We start from the raw sequence: 19411 nt of genomic DNA, 5'->3' as shown, positions 1-19411 counted from the left end.
GCCGGACTTTGATGTCCAGTTCGACGTGACGCATCGCAGGCTGCAAAAGCGCGAAGTCGCTTACTAAGAGGGCTTTCAAAATTTGATTCCGAAAAGCGGATTGGGGCATGGCTCTCTCCCTGACGGGCAAGAGCGGGTACCCTCTCACTGTCGGCTGCATCCGAAGCCTTGGCGGCCGATGCGGGTAACATAGGCTGATTATGCTTGACTGGCAAAGATTTACGCATGGCGCGGCTCACTGACTCGTGCCGGCATTTCCTGAACGCGACAGACCAGCGCTTGGTAAAAAACGTACAAACATTTGATATTGGAGCTGATTTAGGGAGGCATATAATAGCGAAAGTCGCCGGCTGGGGCTATGGCGCGCCGGCATTTGAGCGCAGAGCTAGGCTCCCGCCCTGATGGGAGGTTGGCATCATGCCCCAGGTAGACAATGCGGTGTCGGCGTTCGACTGCGAGATCATCCGCAACGCCTTCACCAAATCCGTGATCGAAGACAAAATTCCCGAGGACCAATGGCGCACTTTCGCTGCGCTTTTGATTAGCGATTTCACCGGGAGCGATGATATCGATTCCGATTTACTGGAATGGATTGTGCGGAAGTAAGGGGCGGCGTATGCCCACTCTTACTGGCCACATGACGCGGCGGAACGACTCAGCTATACCGCCCCGCGGCGGGTCTACTTCCCCGCCAAGGCCGGCGCTCCTCCCACCTCCAAATATTTTGAGCGTCGGCCATTTTTCTGCACAATGCGCCTATCCATCTTCTGAGAGCATTGACTTAAGGGTCTGCGCTATCGCTCTTGTGTCCGTAGGCTTGGCAAAGATCCAGACCGCGATAGAGAAAATCTCGCGATCTACAACGTCCCGGCCAGTGTGAAGAACAAAAGGCACACCTCGCGCTGTTAGCGCTTTCGCCACAGAAGTGCAGTCGTCGTCTCCAATCTGGACGTCAAGGACAGCCGCATCCGGCCTGTGGTCAGCTAAAATCGCTTCAGCCTCGACACGTGTAGATGCCAGGACGACGGTGAAGCCGGCTGCCTTCAACGCGCCCTCAAGATCAAGCGCGATCATCGCCTCGTCCTCAAGAATCAGAACTAGTTGTTTCGTCATATGTTGATGAAGGCACTTATGAACTGGACTAGCGAATCATTCTATTTCCCGAAAATCCTGCAACGACGCATGACGCAGGTCTTCCTCACCTCTCAGGTGTTTCACACGGCCGATCAGTCCCGGTTTGACCCATTGCGTCGCGGGCCGCTTCATGTCCTTGGGCGCCGGCCCTGCGTGCTCCTGGACCCGCTTCCAGAGGCGTTCGCGGATTGCTCGGCTGGAGTTGATGAAAGCCGAGCCGATGTACTGGCCGGTCGTGCGATCGGCCATCAATGCAAACGCCGGTTTGCCCGCCTCACGCTCGACGCCAAGAATTTCATATTCGGCAATCTCGTAGCTTTTGGTCTTGAGCCAGTTGGTCGACCGGCCGCTGCGGTATTTGCTGTCACGACGCTTGGACACCATGCCTTCAAGGCCAGCATCGTCAATGAGCTTGTAGATTGCCTTTGCCTCACCAGATAGCTCTTGGCTGAACTGAACGCGGATGTCGGCGGGGATGATGCCGGCGAGAATCACCCGTCGCTCTTCCAAGGTCATGTCTCGCAGATCGTGGCCATTGAGGTGCATTATGTCGAAGGCCACGAAATAGAGATCATGCGGGCGGCTGGTGATCGCCTTTCGCAGGGCTGAAAAATCCGAGAGGTCGGCATCGTTGAGGACGATGATCTCCCCATCGATGATGGCGCTTTCAGCTTCCAGCAGGTGCGCGGCGGTCGCGAGATGGCGATATTTGGCTGTCCAGTCGAGGCCGCGTCGGGTGAAAATGCGGATGTCGTTGTTTTCAATGATGAGCTGAGAACGGTAGCCATCGAATTTGACCTCATGACTCCAATCGCCGCCCTCCGGCGGCTTGTCGACAAGGGTCGGCATCAACGGTTCGATAAACTTTAGCCGGCCATCGCCGGTGCCCAACTTTTTGCCCACGATCTCATTCTAGGCAGGGGCTTTATATTAGCCAGAGTGAACATAACGTGATTCTGCTTTTGCTCGGAAACAAATGTCATTTGGAGGCGTTGCCTTGCATCCATCATGGAGGACGAGCGATGGCCGACGATAAGAGCAAGACCGACTTTCGAGACCGCGACCGGGTAGCTGGCGATGAGGAATACGAGGTTGGGTTTTCGCTAACAAGGTTGGCATCACGGCTGAGCAAGTGAAGGAACTGATTGCCAAGCATGGGAATGACCGCGAGACGCTGGAACGGGAGCGAAGGCTCTTCGCGGCTGCTGATGGCCCTACGGCGCGGCAACCCAGCAACGGCTGCGCGGCCGGCCGCCCACCAATGCGCGAGAGCATTTCATTTTTTGTCCTGCGTGCGGCCCGGGCATGAGCCGTTGCCGAATGACGCATGAAAGCTACAATAGCCGTTCGCGCATTTGACAGGAGCTTATGTCGTTATGAGCCCAGTCGTAGCGAACTTCGTCCACGAGTGGATTTCCAACAACATTCTCAACACAGCTGGATCCGACGCCATCTCAGTCACCGAGCTGACGGAGAAGCTGTTCGCCGACGCAAAGGCGGTGGGCATCACCAGCTCCGAGGCGGGGGGAGACACCGGTACTATCTATGCGATGATCTTGGATGCCATCGTGCAGCAGGATGCCAACTGGACATACTGACGTGCACGGTTTGCAGTCGGCCCATTTCCACTGCCGGCGAGAGTATCGTTCCAGGCGTCTATGGCCCTGAGCCGATCCATAAGGCCGAAGCCCTCGCGAAAGCGAGCATCGAAACTGTCGAGAGACCTGGTGAATGAAGTCTGACTGCGCTCAGCGGTTATTTCTTAGGAGACGGGCTTCACCCTCCTGAACAGTTTGGCAAAGTCTCATACCCTTGTGCCATCCGGCGCCACGTTTTGTCCATTTGAGAAGCTGCTCGGCGGCTCCTTGGGCGTGATCGACACCATGGCGGCCCTCCGGTTGGTCAGTCCTTACAAAAACCGGAGAAGAAAACCAGCGCATGCCTTAAGTCACCACTAGGAAACCACGAAGTTATCTTGGCCTGCGAGCGGCGGCGATAGCACGCATTAGATAGATGCTGTCAACGTCGGGTTGACTGGATTCGGCGATAGCAAGTTCCACAGCGTCCGCCATCTTGGCGACCTCGTCGCTGCTGATCGTTCCGCGCTTTTCGAGCAAATTGATCAGTTCGACAACGAGGAGAAGGGCGTTCACGCCATACCTCTCGGCTTTAAGCTCAAACTCGCCACGGCCCAATTTCTCCGCGTCTGTCTCGGCCCTCTTATCCACGAGCAGTCGCCTCCTTCGCTAAGATTTTCAGTGGGCGGCCGATAGCTCAGACAAAGATGAAAGCTGCTAGCAAACTCACGAGAATGATCGACAGTGGGACGGCAAGCAGGCAGCTCGCCTCCAGTATTATGGTTTGTCGAGAGTCCATTGTGCGCTCCTACCCCCAAGTTCCTCGTCCTAGGTTGCCCGCCGCTCTCCTCGAAGCGGCGGGCTCCCCCTGCCCGCAAGTTGTCAGGTCACTCGATGATTTTGACGATCTTGCGTGTGCCGGGATCGACAAGGACGGTCCGGCCGTCGACGACGACGTAGCGGTATTTGACGTCAGGAACCTCATGTAGCTCGACCGTGTCAGGCAGCGGTGAGCCAATATTGAGCTCCACTCCAGGGATTTTTACCGACGCGAGCGGCTGCTTCTTCACATATTCCTTGATGACGGTCTCCTGCTCGGGCGCGATGATCACATCCTGAGCGGCAGCGGCTCCGATGCCTGCCAGCAGAAGGAAGCCGACGGCAGCAGTGGAAAGATGAACTCTCATATCATTCTCCCTATGGGCTCTTGCGCTTGGACATCATCCTCGCGCCACGCCGAAGCCAATCCGCGGTGGTCACGAAGGTTCCTCCGCTTAGACTTCGGTCCACTCCATTATCGGACCAAAGTCTGACCCGATGGACGCAATGGACCTTGGCGTCCCGGGCGGGGGAACTGCCGTCGCTCATTGTCATTGTTCGCTGGACACGGGAGGAGTTTATGGAAAATAGCGTTCAACAAGCCCGCTGGTTATTGGCTCCCATTTTTGCCGTCTCATTCACCTTCTTGGCGATTGGAATGATCATTGGATGAGGCACAAACGCGAACGTCACCATACCAATCAATATCTGCGCAGCTTCGTCCCTTACTGCGCCGATAAGGGGGCTCTGCCGTTATTCCTGGATTTGCAGGTGAGCCCCCGCATATCGCGTTCGGGGTGATTTTTGACGCCACGCAACACCGTGATGGTGAGAATGTAGCATGAACAAGCTTCTGTTCGCCGTGGCAGAATTTCTCTCACGGCCGCCTGGCTTCTATGTGATGATTATTGCAATGGCGGTTTCCACCGCTTTGGTGCCTTTTGGCCTGACGAATGTCGTGACCTACGCGCTCTCAGTCGCGGCGATCATAATAACCGGCGTCGTTCTGATACAGGGCTACCGAGACACTGCTGCCATTCACGCCAAGCTAGATGAGATCATCGTGGCCCTCAACGAAACGCGAAACGATGTTGTCGGGCTAGAACACGCAGACCCGAAAGAGATCAAGGCGAGGCTGGCTCAAGTGGAAGCTGAGGCCGTCGAACTCTCGAATGGATCGGGCTAGCGTTCCCATTGTTCCCGCTCTCCAACGGCGCCGCGCAAGCGTGCGCCGCTCGCTGAGAGACACTTGAGATGTGAAAAGCCCGCCGTTAACAGCAAAACGACGGGCTTCCGGCGACCTCGAACGGGTGGGCTTTTGGCCGCCTGTCGGGGGTGGCTTGGCGGACGGCTACCCGACGTTGCCCAACTTTTTTTGCGGGCTTTTGTTCCGACGTCAGATCAATAATGTCGGCCTAAAATTCTAGCGACCGAGCGGCAACTTGGAAGCCAGAACAAGGTCGTCCTCGTCCGTAATGCCAGCTGAGAAATTCGCTATAATGCGAGAGGCCAGCGCTTCGCGCCGTTGCTCGGATTGGCCCTCAATCTTGAGCCGGTCGAATACGCGGCCCAGCAAGGCAACTTCGGACGGAGTGAATACGCCAGCTTCCTCGGCTTTTCGACGAATCGGCATGTGACCCTCCCACACCAGATCGATCTGGCGCAGCTAATCCCAATTGGCGATTTCGCGCAAAGCAAAAAGCCCGCCGCACCGTTAGGCACAGCGGGCTCGTTCGGGGACTATGTTGGTACTAAGGCACTACAATAATGACCGAGGGGCCGGGTCCGGCCGTGACTTTGGACAGAACCTCGCGCCTGGTCAGGGTGGGTGTCTGGTAGGTTTTCTTCATGGCTATGCTCCACGCTTTCCCTCAATGAGAGAATTCTTTGAGGAGAAGGCCGTTCCCAAGCCTCACAAAAAAACCCTCCACCTTTCCGAAGCGGGAAGGGTCTGGAGCAGCCGAGACCCATGGTCCCTCATTCCTGACACTCGCGCGCATTGAAGGCACCGCCTCGCACGGAAATTTCTGCTTCAATAAATGTTGGGTGCCTCGAACATCAGTGAGGGGGCTTGCAGTGGTGATGAAAGTCAAATTTTACACAGATCCGAAGATGAATGCATTGGCGCAAGTTCTCGCTCAAAAGAACGGCATTTCGGTGGGCGACGCGTTGGAGGTCATCGTCCGCTCGCCAATCACCACTGCTGGCCAGATCCGTTCTTCGCCCAAGATCTCAAACTAGGGCTATTGCCGCCGACTGAGGAGCGCAGGTAGTGGGCCCGCCTCACTGGCGAGGAAGCGGGCCCGGTCAAGATTTGCCGGCTCTTGACCAGCAGCGAGGGAAGCTGCCGTTTACGAAACCAGCGCCCACATATCAGGTTCCGCTCATGCAACAAAAAAGCCCGCTACCTTTTCGAGCGGCGGGGCAGTTTCTGGAGGCTGGGGAAAGCCCTGCATAAGGTCAACGATGGAGGATGCGGATGGAAAACTGGCGCGCTGCTGTTGTACTTCTGATCGCTGCCGGCGCGCCTAAGACAATCGTCGGGGCGCATCAGGCGGAGGTTGATGCGCTAGCTCCTTTTTCACCTTAGAGCCGGACATCAACTTATGTCGTTCGGCGTATCCAAGCACGGTCGGCTTCGTGATGCAGGCGCAGACGAACAGGATCATTAGCAGCGCAAGATATCTCATCTGCGGTAAGCTGCCATCAGGTCAATTGTTCCAGCGACAGACGAATAGCTTAAATTCTAGCCAATCGACCAGCGTTCACGAATTATCATCACCCCAGCTTGTGCTAGCCCTCGCCTGCAAGCGTTGCGAGAAATGACCGCCGCCATTCTGCCGCGTCATTACGATGGTTAGTCGATCAGATACGGGTTCACCAACCCATGCGATTGTTCCACGCAACTCGCAATAGAAGCAGTGAAGTTTTTCGATACGACTTTGTTGAGAGTGTTCGCACTAAGCAAATCGCTATGTTCGAAATCGACTGTTTCGCGAGCAGCGATAAGCTGGTCGCAGCTTTCATCTCATTTGCTCCATGAACCGCCCCCTGCCCCCGTTATAAGCTCTCATTTTGCCCGTTAGCGACTGACGGCTATTGAGGCGGCATTCCATAACCAGACCTTCAGGCGCTCGCGTGTGTTGACCTGATCTGACCTCCAAACCGGGGCGTTGGTTTCCCCTTGCGCATATTGGTGGCTTTTATGAATCCGTTCTTTGCTGTTCACGATTGGTAAACTATGATCCATTGTACAAAGTGGTCGCAGGCACTATGCTGTTCAAACATTTCTGCACGCCTTTGCGGTTGCACCCTGAGCAACGTCAATAGGACTGTTTCGACGCATGAAAAGTCGGTGGGGCACGCGGTCTGGACTCATGTTGATCGCGGCCCTAGGGGTTATCTCTTCTTCGTTAAAGGTCCTCGCCGCGACAGTAGGATTGGTCACGTTATCCGACGGATCGATGTGCTCAGGCGCGCTGCTCGACCCGGAAACGTTGGTCACTGCGGCGCATTGTGTTTTCGATCGCGGCGGGGAGCGCCTGGGAGTTGCCTCGATCCGTTTGCGTCAGATCGGCGGTGAAAGTGGCGTCGCAAGTGCAGGCGCGATCCGAGTGCCTTTTGAGTTTGATCCGCAGCGCAACCGACAATCCACGATCGTCGAGCGGTGGGACGTGGCATTCATCAATATCTGGCCTACATCGACTCTGCCGCCGATCTCTATAGCGGCTCCAGCTGATCTCTTAGCTGGACAGAGCGTGCTGCAGGCCGGCTTCAGCTTGGACGCCGCGGGCGAGCTACGCCTTAAAGTACACAAGTGTATGCTGCTCAAGATCACGCATCGACGCGGCGTCGAGGATCCCGACTTCGGCTCACTTGTGCACGACTGCCCCGCCCAGCACGGCGAGTCCGGCTCGCCCCTAATCGTTGTCGTGCGAGGACGGCAGTACCTGGCAGGCCTAGTGACCGCCCGTCAGTTCGGCGAAGGTCGAGCCGTCGACATGTCTGTCTTTCAACTTGTAGTGCCACAATAGGCGGGAATCGAATGCGGTACTTTCCCAGATTAGAGATCTTGTTCGCTGCGATAATTGCGCTTAGCGCGCTGAGTATCGCGCTTAATCTCGGCAGCCGCGCTCTCGCTCAGGGCGACGAACTATCGGCCAGCCAAACCTCGGTCGCGCCCGATGCACCGATCGGCGGTGATGAAGCACCGATAGAGAAGCCCGCAGAGGAGATACCTGCACAAGCGAATGAGGGCGGTAGTGGTGTAATGGCGCCGCAGTTCCAGTCGAACGATGCGACCGGCGAGGAGCCCAAGGACCTTGGGAAGGACGCCTCTGGGTCGCGTCCCGCTGGGCCTGAAGTCGTCGACGGGAACGGCCAGAATCAAGCCCGCCCATCGTCAGATGTAGACTGCGACGGACGATCAGTTTGCCGCGTTGTCGCGACTGGTCTCCCACTGCGGCTCATGCCGCGACCGTTCTCGAATATTTACGAAGCGCCTGAGGCCGACTCGGCTGTAGTGCGCGAGAACGTGCGGGCGTTTTTTCCCATCCTTGCGTTCGAGCGCAACGTCGACGACGTGGCAAAGGTCGGCCTCGACGGCGCGAGCGGTTGGTATCGGGTCGGGGTCCAGACCAAGGAGCCGATCGGCTATATGCGGGCAGCCGACGTGTTCGAATGGCACAGCGCGCTCATCTTGACATATTCGCACCCGGGCATCGGAAGCAGAAGCCGCGCGCCGGTGCTGTTTTTTGATACGCGAAAGTCCGTGCTGGCGGCAGCGACATCGCCCTCGCGTGCCCAGATAGCGAGCGAGGATATTCAGCGCGTCTCTCGCGGCGACCCGCCGCCAGACATTGTCTCGATCGAGCCGGACCGCTTCGTAGACGCGTCTAAGCGCTTCTATATTCTGCCTGTGCTGGAGCACGAAGCGATCGACATCTACGATGATCCGACGCGGTTGCTGAAGGTTGCGGCGGCGGTGCCGAACGAGCGAGCTGCGCCAGGGGCGGCAGGCTCGAGCAATCTGGCCGAATTCGCGAAGGAAGCGAAGGAGGTCGAGGGAACTGCGGAGGGCCTCGTCAAGCGGCATTCCCCCTCTGGATCGTCGACTGCAGGCCTGAAGCTCGACATCGTCTTCGTGATGGACATGACGGGTTCCATGCAGCCCTATATCGACCAGACAAAGGAGGTGCTCTCGGCCGTCATCCGCAGCGTCACTGCGAAGACCGGCGGGCTTGATGACGTAGTGCGCTTTGGCCTGGTAGGCTATCGCGACGATCCAGCGCGAACGCCGGCGCTCCAGTGGCGGACCAAGAACTTCACGCCGAGCCAACTCGTCAGCGGTATCGACATGGTGTCGATACTTGGCACGGAAGCTAAGGCTGCGCCTGTCACTCCAGACGAATGGGCGGAGGACGTCTACGCAGGCGTTGCTGAGGCGATGAACGAGCCTTGGCGTGAGGGCGCGCTCCGCCTAATCGTTCTGGTCGGCGACGCGTCGTCCCATCCTTCGACCGATCCACTTAATTCGACGCGCCAGGATCCCGAGACTCTCCGGGCCGCGTTGACCGACCGCGATATTTATCTGTTCGGCATCTATCTGAAGAATCCTCTCCATTCTCAGGACCATGAGTTCGGCACCCGACAATTCGCTCGATTGGGCATGAATGAAGGTATGGGTCGGCCGGCGAGCTACGCCGTGGACGTCTCGAACAAGACGGATTTCATTCAGGTCGTCAATCTGATGACGAGGGCGTCCATGGTCTTTTTGGAGACGATCATTTCCGGAACTTCTCCCGACAACAAGACGGGGAACCCCAACGATGCCTCACAGGTCACCGAGGAACCCGTCGAGCCGTCGCCAGCCGATAGCGTCCAAGATGTGACCAACGAGATGCTCGAAGCGGCGCTCGTGAAATATGTCGGCCGAGAGGGGCGCCCGCCGAAGGATATCACCGGCTGGGTCGTCGATCGCGACCTCACCGATCTGTCGAAGCGGTCTTTCGACGTCCAAATTCTGCTCAGCCGCCGGGATCTCGACAGCTTTATGCGCGCGCTGACTCTCGTCCGTCAGGCAGTAATCGAGGCTGACGCCACTCAGGAAAGCTTCTTTAAGACCCTGCAGGCTCTTGTCGCCCAGAGCGCCATTCAAAACGGTGAGATCGATTTCTCTAGAGCGAAGGCGTTGAAAGACACGCGCCTGCTGCCGCGCTGGATCGACTCTCTCCCTTACAAAAGCCAGATCCTCGCGATGAGCGACGACATGTTTCAGTCCCTTCCGGCAGCCGATCGGCAGCAGCTTGAGAGCCGCCTCGAATCTCTTCTCGCATACTATCAAAAAGTCTATACGTCGCCGGGACAGTGGCAGACGCTTGCCGAAGGCGACGCAGCGATCGATCAAGTGACGCCTATCAAGCTCGATTTCCTTCCGTGACTGCGAGCCTTGACGTGAAGGATCTGAGGAAATCCCGCACCCAAGCGGGCTCCCGGTTCGATCTCGTCGTCGAACGCTTCTTTTCGCGCCCCGGTGAAATCACCGCCGTCGTGGGCGAAAGCGGATCGGGAAAGTCGACGTTGCTTGACATCCTGTCTCTGATCATGCGCCCGGACAGCGTTGCCACATTCCATCTCGAACGTCGCGGTGGTGACTTTATCGACGTTGCAGACCTTTGGGCGAGGCGTGACGAGCGCGCGCTGCTTAGATGCCGCCGCGAGGACATCGGCTATATTCTGCAGCAGGGCGGGCTCCTTCCATATCTGAGCGTTCGCGACAACATCCTGCTTCCATGCGCCATTCTCGGGCGACGCCTGTGCAACGAGGACGTCGCCGAGTGGGCGTCGCGCCTCGGCATCACCGAGTGTCTTCACCGAAAGCCACGCCACATTTCAGGAGGACAAAGACAGAGAGCCGCTCTGCTCCGCGCGCTGCTGCACAGCCCCACAATCGTTCTCGCCGACGAGCCGACGGCAGCGCTCGATCGCGAACGAGGACGAGAGGTCATTGGCGGATTGCAGGAGGCGTGCCGGTCTCTCAACCTGTCGGCTGTCCTTGTCACCCATGATATCGAGCTGGTCGAACGCTATTCAGCGTCTCGCTGGAGATTTGTCCCCGAGCGCGTCGGATCCGATTTCATCCGATCCCACTTGGTGGCCGATTGATGAAGGGCATGCTCCTGATCGCTCGCCTGTGCGTCAAGGATCTGATCAATGAAAAGCTGCTCGTCCTCTGCGCGTTGTTGTCGATCGCTGCCGTTGGCGCTCCGATCATCATCCTCGCTGGCGTAAAGGACGGGGTCGTGACGGGCTTGCAAAAGCGCCTCATCCAGGATCCCGCGACACGTGAGCTCAAGCTGACGGAGACGCGGCCGCTCGACGACTCAGACATCCAGCAGATTGCGGCCTTGCCCGGTGTGTCCTTCGTCGTGCCGACCATGACCCAAGGCGCTGCATCAGTGCGGGGATCCGGCGAAGCGCGCGATTCGACAGGCAGACTCGCACGTATCGCCATCGACTTACTCCCGAGTATGCGCGGCGACCCGCTTCTCGCTGAGATTGGAGCTGACGCCCTGAAGCCAGGCGAAGCCGCCATCTCGCAATCCATCGCGACTGGGCTCGACTTGGCGATCGGCAAGACCATTGTAGTGCAGATCAATCGTCACGTGGGGGGGGTAGACGAGGTTCAGACGGCCAATCTGCGAGTGACCGGCATCCTCCCGCCTCGCCTCGAGCCGGCCGAGCGCATCTACACGACGCTCGACCTTGCTCGCGACATTGAGGCTTTCCGCATGGGTATCGCTGTTCCTGCACGGGGCTGGCCCGGCCAGACAACAGGACTGGAGCCCCGCTGGAATGGAGCGATCGCGAGCGTGACGGCTCCGCTAGACGACGTGGAACGGCTGCAAGCCAAGCTCTCGACAGGTTTCGCCGCGATCCGCGCAGTGACGCCTTACGAAACGTCGGAATTCGTGGCCGGCCTACCCTCCGCCTCGATCACTGAGCTTGCGACGACGACGACCTCGATCGTGGGGCGTGCGAGCATGACCGCGCTCGCCGAGCGGCTTCGGGGAAGGCTTGTGTCCCTCACGCCGGTCACTAGAGATCTGTCGGTCAGAGCGGCCGCTACTGTGCTGAAGGTCTCGACCGCCGTGGAAGGCAGCCGCCAGGACGTCGTGCTTCGCGAGGCGAAAACGGATCCCCTAGAGATTCCCTTCGCGCTTCTCGCTCCGGCCGCTATCGCGAGGCGAGGCAACGACTTGGCTCTCTCCCTGCCGCACGGCCTTGTTGTGCACGCAATAGTCGTCGGCGAGTCCGAACCGGGCAGGGTCGTGGTTCTCCCGGAGCTCGCTGGAGTCCTGCTATCCGCCGAGCGGTCCGGTGCCTTACTGGAGGGCGATAGGCTAGTGCCGACCGGAGGGCCGAAGTACTATGGATTTCGGCTTTACGCCCGCACCGTCGAAGATGTGGCTCCCGTCTTCGATGCAATGGAGAAGCTTGGTTATTCTGTTCTAGCGAGGACGCAGGCGATCGAGCGGGTGCAGATACTGCGATCGGCGTTGAACCTGTTACTGGCGATCGTCGGGTCTGTCGCCGTCATTGGCGGCACCGCCTTGCTGCTGTCGAACTTCTATGCGGCCACGCTGCGCAAGACGCCTGAGTTTGCCGTGCTCGCGCTACTGGGATTGCGTCGAAGGGATCTGGCGATTATCCAAGTCGTGCAGTCCATAGCTCTCGCCGTTGGCGGTAGCCTAATTGCCGCGGGCGTCGGCCTCCTGGCCTCGATCGCGGCGAACAGGATCACCAACGCGTTCATGGCTCTTGAGGCAGGAGAGCGGACAATCGCACTGCCGAGCGCTGCCACTATAGGCGTGACTATGGCGGCCAGCGCGACGGCAGCCATCCTTTCGTCGTTGCTCGCCTCGACCATGATCATTAGAATGGATATCTCTGGTCTCCTCAGGCGCGAATGAGAATGTCTGGCGATCTACGCTTTTTCGCCTTCGCCCTACTGCTTACGGCCACTTTGTCGTCAGCATCCAGCCTCGCTGAGGAGCACATCTGGTGGGACCCGCAGCCACTGCCCGACGACGTCAGCTTTCCGCTTCCGGGCGTAGCCTCTCTCTTATTCCGCCCGGTAGAAGTCCGCGGGCCTGACTATTGGGACATCGGTCGAGTTGTCACGTTGGGTAACCAGTCTGGCGGCCTATTCGAAGACCCATACAAGGTCGAGGTCGCAGGCTCTTTCCCTTCTGGGACGCAAGCCGGATGGACAATCCTGCTCGGCAAGTACGAGGTCACCAAAGGGCAGTACGCCGCGGTCATGGGCAATGGCGATATCGTTTCGGGCCTGAAGGTTCTGGCGCAAAGGAGCGGCGATCCACTCGATAAGAAGCTCGCCGCAACGCCCGCCCCTTCTGAGCGCGACCTGGCCAAGCCTCTCACCTGGATTAGCACAGCGAGCATCCTCGAATTCGTCGAGACGCTCAATCATTGGTGCTTCCGCTCGGCCGAATGCTTCGCCCGCCTGCCGCGCGTGGGTGGCGCGCCGGGCTTCTTCAGGCTACCGTCTGAGGTGGAATGGGAGTTCGGCGCAAGAGGAGGGACCGCGGCGCTCGACAATGGGGCCTTTAAAGAGAAGACTCCTTTTCCACCGCAGGATTGGCAAAGCTATGCGTGGGCGGCTCCAGTTTCGCAAAGCAACACGACACGCATCGGCCGATTTAAGCCTACTAGCGGAGGGTTCTTCGACATGTTCGGCAATGCTGCGGAGCAGATGACTGAGCGTTTCTACACCGAATGGCGTCAAGGACGACCAGGCGGAGCGGTCGTACGCGGAGGAAGTTTCCTAGACCAGGGCGCAGATTTGCGCTCGTCCCTGCGACGTGAAGTGAGTACCTATCAATGGGATGGCGGATCCACCGTGGGCGACACTCGGTCCCCCACGGTGGGAATCCGCCTCGCCGTTGGCTCGGACTTTGTTGCGACTCCAGCCCTATTCGACCAGATCAAGGCATCGTACGAGCGCTTCAGATCAAGACGGGCGGCGACGCCAGCCGGCCGGAGCCTGAGCGACGGTCTCGTCGCTGCCGGCGATCCGCTCGATGCCGTCGAGGCACTTCTGCAGCGCGCACGGTCGACGGGTCGCGAGCCGGACTACGCTGCAATCGAGACACAGTTGGCTCAGCTACGTCGGCTCCTACGGGAGCGCGGCGAAGCCGCCGCAATCGCGGCAGCGCGCCTGTCCCTCGCCAATCTTGCGGAGCTGAGCCGAGCGATCGACCAACAGTCGCGCGATCTCAAGCTCCTCGACGGCGCCCCCGCAAGCACCGATGACCCCGATGTTGTCCTGCGTATTCAATCTCTACGGAACCGGATTGAAGCTGCGGACAAGTTGATCACCTCAATCTATGGGCGTTATGCTGACCGTGTCGGCGAGCTATTTAGCCTCGGATCGGATTACTCTGGCACCGCACTGACGAAGCTTGACGCCCAATTCCAGGGTGCGGCGGATCGGCTTTATCTCGCCATTGTTGAACAAGACCTACGTCGCACCGAAGCGCTCGGCGGCGCCGACGGAACGGATCGATCACGAATAGTACGATCGCTGCAAGAGCGTGTCGCTAACTGAGGTATGTGTATTCTACGGCAATCTCGCTTCGCGAACGCACAGGTTTCGGAGGCTGTCCCAGCGTGTCTTAACCTTATTGGCCGTCAGCGCCGCGAGCTTTTCCTGAGAGTCAATGAGCTTTCGTTGAACTTCCATGATTACGCCTTCAATCTTCGCCATAGATTGCCGATATTGCTGACGCGCTTCGTCTGCGCTACGCATGATCATGACGTTTTCCGCAAAGCCTCTAATTACGTTTACCGCCTTCATGTAAACGTTCATTTCGCCGGCGGCATCCATCGTGAAATCGAACAGTACTTGATCACTGTCGGCAGCAATCAACCCCTTCACTGTTTTGCCGGTCTTGTAGGCCTTGAAAAAGTCGATGGCTGTGAGAGCCGCCTTGCCGGAGGCGTTTTTAACCGGCGTCAACGGCAAGATACCGCCGACCAGGTCCAGTGTTGTCTTCGCCGTCATCCTCAGATCATTAATGTTGGCGGTGTTACTTCCAAGCTCGCCGACATCGGAATCAAACTCATCCTTCTGCTTTCTCTGCAGTTCTCTCAGGTCTGCAAGTACCTCGGTATAAGCTTCGACCTTCCTCTTCAACACTTCTTCAGCCTGATTGCGGAAAAAGGCTGGATCGGTCGGGATTTCGGAGCAGGCCTGTTGCTTCTCGGGTGGTTGTGAAAAATCATCCGGGCCGAGTTCTGGAACGACCAGAGTCGGCGTCGGCGCGGGAGCCTGAGGAGCGGCTGTCTTAGGCCGCGGAGTCCTTGCAGCCCGAGGTGGCGTGCCGCCAATACAGCCCTCGTCGCGGGCTCGCGCCTTCATTGCTCTGTAATCGGGACAGGATTCGCCAGCATCACAGCTGCGCTTCAGCTTGTCAAGCATCGGCAAATAGAAGTCGCAATCGGCAGCCGCGGCCGGTTCAGCTTCTAAAAAGCCGCAGGCAAAAAGCGTCGTTAGTGACAATATACGTAGCATGGTCGTGTCCATCTACATGCACGCCTGCGCCGCGCTTTGCCGCGCTTGCTGAGCGGCACTTTCGTATTCGCTTGCCTGCGCCTGACCTTCCGGTCCGGGAATGCAGCGACGATTGAGGGCTGCAGCTTTCGCATAGATGCCAGCCGCAACGCGGCTCGCGGCACAAATGCCCATCGAACTGGCTTGAGCCGAAATTCGCCGCACCTCAGCCTCGAGAGCTCTCTGCTGGGAAGAACACCCCGCCGGAATGCCGCCGTTGTTGCCGGATCTCCTCGCCGTCGATTGACCGTTCGAGGATTCGGTCCTTTTGGGTGTTCCAGCGCCCGCGTTGGCGACGCCTGTCCCGTTGAGCTTGGGTTTTGGCTTCGGCGGCCCCTTCGTCCAGTCGGTCCCGGCGGGGGGCACGGGCAGCATCATCGCATCGCTACCATCGGGCGCGGTAGTGCCGCCTTGATCTGTTCCGTTGCTCGAAAACCCCTGATGAAGAGGTGCGAAGAGAGCGTCCAGCTGCCTGCCAACATCCAACGGTGCCGGGGGATCTTTTTGAACAGGGCTTTGGAAACTGCCATCGTTACTGCCACCAGACGCCTGGTTGCCCGGGGGCGAACTGCACGTCTCGCCTTCCAGCAGGCACGCTCTTCTTTCAGCATCGACCCCGTCGGGGTCGCACGGGCCGTCTTGCATCCAACCGGAGGGCGTGCATCTGAACATGATCTGGCCGTGGCAAACTCGGCTGTCCTGAGCATAATGATTCAGGCGGGTAGTCGAGATGCCGTTGTCGCCATCACCGCGGGTCTCAATAGCCGGTTTGAGGAAGAGCGCGCATCCTGTTTCCGCTGAGGCAGGCGTCACGATTGCGAAAATTATTCCGAGGCCAACAAGGGAAATCTTACGCACCACAGCAGCCTCCGTAATTTTCGACCGCTAACGTTCTCTGTCGACGTCTATTCCGGCGGACATCGTTTCTCGAGCTGGCAGTTAATTTGCTTCATCCTTGCCAGACGATCCTGGCGTTCAGCAATTCTACGATCGTACTCGCCGGAAGCGATGCCTCCGACACCACCGAAAAAGCCGCCCTGCCGAGGATCCGTGGTGTTGCACCCGCCGAGAAGCAAGAGTGCTTCCACCGCGAGGGCAATTGCTAGCATTCGCCTTGGTCGCGATTTCATGTTTCGCACACCCCAACTGCCGAGCCTAACACTCGTATGTATTGGTACCTCCGCAACACCTATAGGTATTTCGCGGAATCATACTGATCGTTGAGCTCCGTGAGCTCATCGATATTTTTCTGGGCCTCGTCACACTTGGTTGACCAAGCCTTGATCTTTGCCGGCGGCAATTTCGATCCCTTGCTCTCTTGCGCGACCCCGTCCCTTTGAACCTTGATCTCATCAGCAGAGAGGCTGAGCAACTCGCGGTTCTTCTGCTGTGCCGACTTCAACTCAGCCACGGCTTGCGACCGTGTTGCCGGATTTCGCGCAAGTTTCTTGAGCCGCGTCAGTTCCAGATTCGCCTGGCGTTTCCGCTCAACAATCTGCGTGTTCACTTCGTCGAGTTGGCTGATTTGGGCGTCGTAGTAGTCCTCCAGATTGACATACTTTTGCTTGCGCTGCGCGACTGCGGTTCCTACCACGTACCCTCCGAGGCCGCCGACCGCCGCACCCGCGAGGGCGCTCCCCGCATCATTGCCGATAGCTGCACCCGCGATCCCGCCTATGACCGCCCCCAACCCAGTTGCCTCGGCTTGCGTCTGCTGACCATCTTGCGTTGTGGCACAGGCGCTGAGCATTGCTACTGCAACCACAGCCGCCCCCAACTTCTTGAGGCTCGTCATAACCGATATACCCCTTCCCCAAGGTAAGAATTTATTAACCGCGTCAAATGCTCTAATTGTCAAGTTTAATTCAGACGCAACGGTCCCCAGCTCGCCAAATTTCGAAAAGTGATACCATGTTGGCAGCTGGCTACTTGCTGTTACGAGGGAGGTCAGCACAGCCAATGCGCGTAAATTTCTGATGCTATTAGCCGCTATCGCTGGAATCGCATCTTTTCGAGCGAGCACAGTGGGATGTCCAGATGTGGATGGACGTTTCCGCAATGCCTTCGGGCTACAAAACAGACTGAATGTCTGAAATGGGCCGTTTGCTGACGGACAGGTTTGCGCTCGAAAGGCCGGGAAGCTGCCCCTCAGAAGCGACTCATAGCTGCCGTTCTCGCGATACAAAAGCTGTTGCAAGCTGGACAGCAATTGAGCCGTCGCTGAGTCGTTGCGGAACGCGTACGGAAGCATAATCTTGGGCAGTGCGATGCTGCGCGAGGTTCCCCAATGGCTTACGAGGCCGCCAAAAAACCGTTGTTCCGAAAACTCGACAACTATCTACTGCATGTAAGCGATCTTGAGGAAGCCATATCCTTTTATCGGGATCGGCTCGGCCATGCCCTCATCTGGCGGGACGCGGAAGCCGCCGGATTCGCGTTGCCTGAAACTGATGCAGAACTAGTAGTTCATCTTCGTATTGGTCCAGAGACCGATATTCTGGTTGATGACGTGGACGCGGCATTTCGAGAACTTTTGGCAGCGGGCGGAAAGGCAGTGGAACCACCCTTCGACATCGCGATCGGGCGATGCGCCCGTGTTTGTGACCCTTTCGGCAACGTTCTTGTAATATTGGATCAATCGAAGGGAACGTTCACCACGGACGAGGAGCAGAATGTTGTCGGCGTAGAGCCCGCGCGTTAACCAACCTGACCGTGGACATTCACCTAAGCTCGGCCATCAGGCGGAGGAGCGGATTGTGCTGGAAGCGGCCATCCAGCGCTGCCAAATGGCCGCTCCAACGTCAGATCTCGGTGCGTTCGGCGAGCAAGAGCGCATCCTCTATGTCGACGCCCAAGTATCGCACGGTGTTCTCGATCTTAGTGTGACCGAGCAGGATCAGGACGGCTCGGAGGTTGCCGGTCGCCTTGTAGATCATCGATGCCTTCGTGCGTCGCAATGAATGGGTACGATCGCGTCAACCCATTCGTCAACCAGTCGCGCGTACTGCCTCGTGCTCATGTGTCGCGAGTGATCCACGCGGCTTGGAAATGCATGGTCCGCGACCGATCCACCGCGCCTCTCCAGCTAGGCCAGCAAGCTCGCACGTCGGCAGTCAGCTCGAACTGCACCGGACGCCCCGTTTTCTGCTGGACGACAATCGCCCGGGTTCGGATGCCTGATCCGGCAACCAGATCGCCGATCTTGGTCTTGACCAAGTCGCATCCGCGCAGCTTACTGTCGATTGCCAAGTCAAACAGCGCCCGATCCCGAACGCGCCCTTCCCGATCGAGAAAGAAGCGGATGGCCCAAATCTGTTTCTGGGTCAGCGGCCGCTTCGTACCTACCGTTTTCCCCGCGTTCCAAGCAGCGCGGCCTTGCACCGCCGGATCATATTGTGAGTAGCCATTGCTTTTCTCCTTGGCCTCAATCGCCGCAGGAGAAACGGAACTGACGTTCAGCCTTTGGGTCGCAAGCGAACTGGCAGGTTTCGAGGCTTGGAACGTGAGAAGCGGACGTCGGGCGCCCCATGCATCGACGCGATCTGACCCAGAGCGGACAGTTCAAGCTTGATCGCTGTCCGCACTGGGACGGTAGGACTGTCCGCCGAGTAGACGGACAATTCTGCCGCTAAAACTTGCAGGCTGTGTTCGGACGATCCAACTCCGCTCGGAATGACTTTTCCACCGGAGCGAAGATGACTGTCACGTCCTTGGCAGGCGCTCCGGACTCGTTTCGCCCGATGTGCCCACGGCCGGTATCAACATACCCATGGCCTTTCGAGACCACCTTTGGCGTGCACGTCGGATCGTCGCCCTCGTAGAACGTCACTTCGCCTTCAGTGACTGTGATGAAGACCGGCCCCGGATGCGAATGCCATCCCGTCGAGCTTCCGAGCGCGTAGTCATGGGTCCGCACGACGATGTCGAGCGGGCCCTTCGCTTGGGCCGCAAACCCGAGATCGGACTGCAGGTCAAATGGATCATACGTAGCCCGTCCAATAACGGTTGGGGTGACCCCGACCGCCGGCTCTGCCTGAGCTGGCATCAAGGCGGGCATTATTGGCTGGAAAGCCCACAGTGAGAAAATAAGCACGCCGATACGGCGCGTGTTGAGGAATCGCGGCTTCATGGGTAGTCCTCCTATTGGATCCAACGTGTGCCGGATCAGGGTGAACGGCGATTAGGAAGATGCGCGTGAGCCACGCGCCCGCCAGCAAATGCAAACCCGATCCTGACAGATCCAGAC

Annotated in this window: 21 protein-coding genes; 10 read left to right on the top strand and 11 right to left on the bottom strand. The window is 58.3% G+C overall.

Translation table 11 applies throughout. The features are described 5' to 3' along the window. The first annotated feature begins 417 nt into the window (after positions 1 to 417). The gene (locus tag C9427_RS02075) at positions 418 to 606 is read left to right on the top strand and encodes a hypothetical protein (RefSeq protein ID WP_107647546.1); all 189 of its coding nucleotides are present in this window, start codon (positions 418 to 420) and stop codon (positions 604 to 606) included. A gap of 150 nt (positions 607 to 756) precedes the next feature. Here the strand turns inward: C9427_RS02075 and C9427_RS02070 are convergent, their stop codons facing one another. Further along, complete coding sequence (locus C9427_RS02070; RefSeq protein ID WP_107647545.1) at positions 757 to 1113, bottom strand: response regulator; 357 nt, start codon at positions 1111 to 1113, stop codon at positions 757 to 759. 36 nt (positions 1114 to 1149) lie between these two features. After that, the gene (locus tag C9427_RS02065; protein WP_107647568.1) at positions 1150 to 1983 is read right to left on the bottom strand and encodes an ATP-dependent DNA ligase; all 834 of its coding nucleotides are present in this window, start codon (positions 1981 to 1983) and stop codon (positions 1150 to 1152) included. Between the two features lie 527 nt (positions 1984 to 2510). Here C9427_RS02065 and C9427_RS02055 point away from each other — a divergent pair. After that, complete coding sequence (locus tag C9427_RS02055) at positions 2511 to 2732, top strand: DUF768 domain-containing protein (protein ID WP_107647544.1); 222 nt, start codon at positions 2511 to 2513, stop codon at positions 2730 to 2732. A 372-nt stretch (positions 2733 to 3104) separates the two neighbouring features. Here the strand turns inward: C9427_RS02055 and C9427_RS02050 are convergent, their stop codons facing one another. Together C9427_RS02050 and C9427_RS02045 are read right to left on the bottom strand one after the other, a co-directional pair. Beyond that, entirely contained in the window at positions 3105 to 3362 is a 258-nt protein-coding gene (locus tag C9427_RS02050; RefSeq protein ID WP_107647543.1) for a hypothetical protein, read from the bottom strand. Between the two features lie 236 nt (positions 3363 to 3598). Next, a complete protein-coding gene (locus tag C9427_RS02045; RefSeq protein ID WP_107647542.1) occupies positions 3599 to 3898 on the bottom strand; it encodes a DUF1236 domain-containing protein in 300 nt (99 codons plus the stop codon). A gap of 473 nt (positions 3899 to 4371) precedes the next feature. Between C9427_RS02045 and C9427_RS02040 the strand changes: the two genes are divergently transcribed. After that, positions 4372 to 4716, top strand: coding sequence for a low affinity iron permease family protein (locus C9427_RS02040; protein ID WP_107647541.1), 345 nt, complete (start codon positions 4372 to 4374; stop codon positions 4714 to 4716). A gap of 237 nt (positions 4717 to 4953) precedes the next feature. Here the strand turns inward: C9427_RS02040 and C9427_RS02035 are convergent, their stop codons facing one another. After that, on the bottom strand, positions 4954 to 5163 hold the full coding sequence (locus C9427_RS02035) for a hypothetical protein (RefSeq protein WP_107647540.1): 210 nt from the start codon (positions 5161 to 5163) through the stop codon (positions 4954 to 4956). A 443-nt stretch (positions 5164 to 5606) separates the two neighbouring features. Between C9427_RS02035 and C9427_RS34000 the strand changes: the two genes are divergently transcribed. The 6 genes from C9427_RS34000 to C9427_RS02010 all read left to right on the top strand — a co-directional run bounded on the left by C9427_RS34000 (position 5607) and on the right by C9427_RS02010 (position 14160). Then, entirely contained in the window at positions 5607 to 5771 is a 165-nt protein-coding gene (locus C9427_RS34000; RefSeq protein ID WP_167434216.1) for a hypothetical protein, read from the top strand. A gap of 1136 nt (positions 5772 to 6907) precedes the next feature. Next, a complete protein-coding gene (locus C9427_RS02030; protein ID WP_167434215.1) occupies positions 6908 to 7564 on the top strand; it encodes a trypsin-like serine peptidase in 657 nt (218 codons plus the stop codon). Positions 7565 to 7575: 11 nt separating this feature from the next. Beyond that, positions 7576 to 9969, top strand: a complete 2394-nt coding sequence (locus tag C9427_RS02025) for a vWA domain-containing protein (protein ID WP_107647538.1) — start codon at positions 7576 to 7578, stop codon at positions 9967 to 9969. Beyond that, positions 9966 to 10694, top strand: a complete 729-nt coding sequence (locus tag C9427_RS02020; protein ID WP_167434214.1) for an ABC transporter ATP-binding protein — start codon at positions 9966 to 9968, stop codon at positions 10692 to 10694. The genes C9427_RS02025 and C9427_RS02020 overlap by 4 nt, the downstream gene beginning before the upstream one ends. Then, positions 10694 to 12502, top strand: coding sequence for an ABC transporter permease (locus tag C9427_RS02015; protein WP_107647536.1), 1809 nt, complete (start codon positions 10694 to 10696; stop codon positions 12500 to 12502). Before C9427_RS02020 ends, C9427_RS02015 begins: the two co-directional genes overlap by 1 nt. A 2-nt stretch (positions 12503 to 12504) precedes the next feature. Next, positions 12505 to 14160, top strand: coding sequence for an SUMF1/EgtB/PvdO family nonheme iron enzyme (locus C9427_RS02010; RefSeq protein WP_167434213.1), 1656 nt, complete (start codon positions 12505 to 12507; stop codon positions 14158 to 14160). 12 nt (positions 14161 to 14172) lie between these two features. On the opposite strand, the gene C9427_RS02005 is transcribed toward C9427_RS02010, so the two are convergent. The 3 genes from C9427_RS02005 to C9427_RS01995 form a co-directional block, all read right to left on the bottom strand. After that, positions 14173 to 15138 (bottom strand): hypothetical protein, encoded by a 966-nt coding sequence (locus C9427_RS02005; RefSeq protein WP_107647534.1) that lies wholly within the window; start codon positions 15136 to 15138, stop codon positions 14173 to 14175. Then, the gene (locus C9427_RS33710; protein WP_146172484.1) at positions 15139 to 16023 is read right to left on the bottom strand and encodes a hypothetical protein; all 885 of its coding nucleotides are present in this window, start codon (positions 16021 to 16023) and stop codon (positions 15139 to 15141) included. Positions 16024 to 16354: 331 nt separating this feature from the next. Then, positions 16355 to 16960, bottom strand: a complete 606-nt coding sequence (locus C9427_RS01995) for a hypothetical protein (protein ID WP_167434212.1) — start codon at positions 16958 to 16960, stop codon at positions 16355 to 16357. A gap of 492 nt (positions 16961 to 17452) precedes the next feature. Here C9427_RS01995 and C9427_RS01990 point away from each other — a divergent pair, with 492 nt between their 5' ends. Beyond that, positions 17453 to 17866, top strand: a complete 414-nt coding sequence (locus C9427_RS01990) for a VOC family protein (protein ID WP_107647531.1) — start codon at positions 17453 to 17455, stop codon at positions 17864 to 17866. 100 nt (positions 17867 to 17966) lie between these two features. Here the strand turns inward: C9427_RS01990 and C9427_RS35380 are convergent, their stop codons facing one another. The 3 genes from C9427_RS35380 to C9427_RS01980 form a co-directional block, all read right to left on the bottom strand. After that, complete coding sequence (locus C9427_RS35380) at positions 17967 to 18101, bottom strand: site-specific integrase (RefSeq protein ID WP_425351624.1); 135 nt, start codon at positions 18099 to 18101, stop codon at positions 17967 to 17969. A 79-nt stretch (positions 18102 to 18180) separates the two neighbouring features. Next, positions 18181 to 18546, bottom strand: coding sequence for a site-specific integrase (locus C9427_RS35375; RefSeq protein ID WP_425351623.1), 366 nt, complete (start codon positions 18544 to 18546; stop codon positions 18181 to 18183). A gap of 247 nt (positions 18547 to 18793) precedes the next feature. Beyond that, the gene (locus C9427_RS01980) at positions 18794 to 19294 is read right to left on the bottom strand and encodes a cupin domain-containing protein (protein WP_107647530.1); all 501 of its coding nucleotides are present in this window, start codon (positions 19292 to 19294) and stop codon (positions 18794 to 18796) included. Positions 19295 to 19411 lie beyond the last annotated feature (117 nt).

The sequence above is a fragment of the Mesorhizobium helmanticense genome (genome assembly GCF_003034915.1).
Taxonomy (GTDB): Bacteria; Pseudomonadota; Alphaproteobacteria; order Rhizobiales; family Rhizobiaceae; genus Mesorhizobium; species Mesorhizobium helmanticense.
This window is presented reverse-complemented; position numbering and strand designations above follow the sequence as displayed.

Coding starts and splice junctions, on each gene's coding strand:
- C9427_RS02075 (WP_107647546.1), top strand. CDS start 418: ATGCCCCAGGTAGACAATGCGGTGTCGGCGTTCGACTGCGAGATCATC.
- C9427_RS02070 (WP_107647545.1), bottom strand. CDS start 1,113: ATGACGAAACAACTAGTTCTGATTCTTGAGGACGAGGCGATGATCGCG.
- C9427_RS02065 (WP_107647568.1), bottom strand. CDS start 1,983: ATGCCGACCCTTGTCGACAAGCCGCCGGAGGGCGGCGATTGGAGTCAT.
- C9427_RS02055 (WP_107647544.1), top strand. CDS start 2,511: ATGAGCCCAGTCGTAGCGAACTTCGTCCACGAGTGGATTTCCAACAAC.
- C9427_RS02045 (WP_107647542.1), bottom strand. CDS start 3,898: ATGAGAGTTCATCTTTCCACTGCTGCCGTCGGCTTCCTTCTGCTGGCA.
- C9427_RS02040 (WP_107647541.1), top strand. CDS start 4,372: ATGAACAAGCTTCTGTTCGCCGTGGCAGAATTTCTCTCACGGCCGCCT.
- C9427_RS02035 (WP_107647540.1), bottom strand. CDS start 5,163: ATGCCGATTCGTCGAAAAGCCGAGGAAGCTGGCGTATTCACTCCGTCC.
- C9427_RS02030 (WP_167434215.1), top strand. CDS start 6,908: ATGTTGATCGCGGCCCTAGGGGTTATCTCTTCTTCGTTAAAGGTCCTC.
- C9427_RS02025 (WP_107647538.1), top strand. CDS start 7,576: ATGCGGTACTTTCCCAGATTAGAGATCTTGTTCGCTGCGATAATTGCG.
- C9427_RS02015 (WP_107647536.1), top strand. CDS start 10,694: ATGAAGGGCATGCTCCTGATCGCTCGCCTGTGCGTCAAGGATCTGATC.
- C9427_RS02010 (WP_167434213.1), top strand. CDS start 12,505: ATGTCTGGCGATCTACGCTTTTTCGCCTTCGCCCTACTGCTTACGGCC.
- C9427_RS02005 (WP_107647534.1), bottom strand. CDS start 15,138: ATGGACACGACCATGCTACGTATATTGTCACTAACGACGCTTTTTGCC.
- C9427_RS01995 (WP_167434212.1), bottom strand. CDS start 16,960: ATGACGAGCCTCAAGAAGTTGGGGGCGGCTGTGGTTGCAGTAGCAATG.
- C9427_RS01990 (WP_107647531.1), top strand. CDS start 17,453: ATGGCTTACGAGGCCGCCAAAAAACCGTTGTTCCGAAAACTCGACAAC.
- C9427_RS35380 (WP_425351624.1), bottom strand. CDS start 18,101: ATGATCTACAAGGCGACCGGCAACCTCCGAGCCGTCCTGATCCTGCTC.
- C9427_RS01980 (WP_107647530.1), bottom strand. CDS start 19,294: ATGAAGCCGCGATTCCTCAACACGCGCCGTATCGGCGTGCTTATTTTC.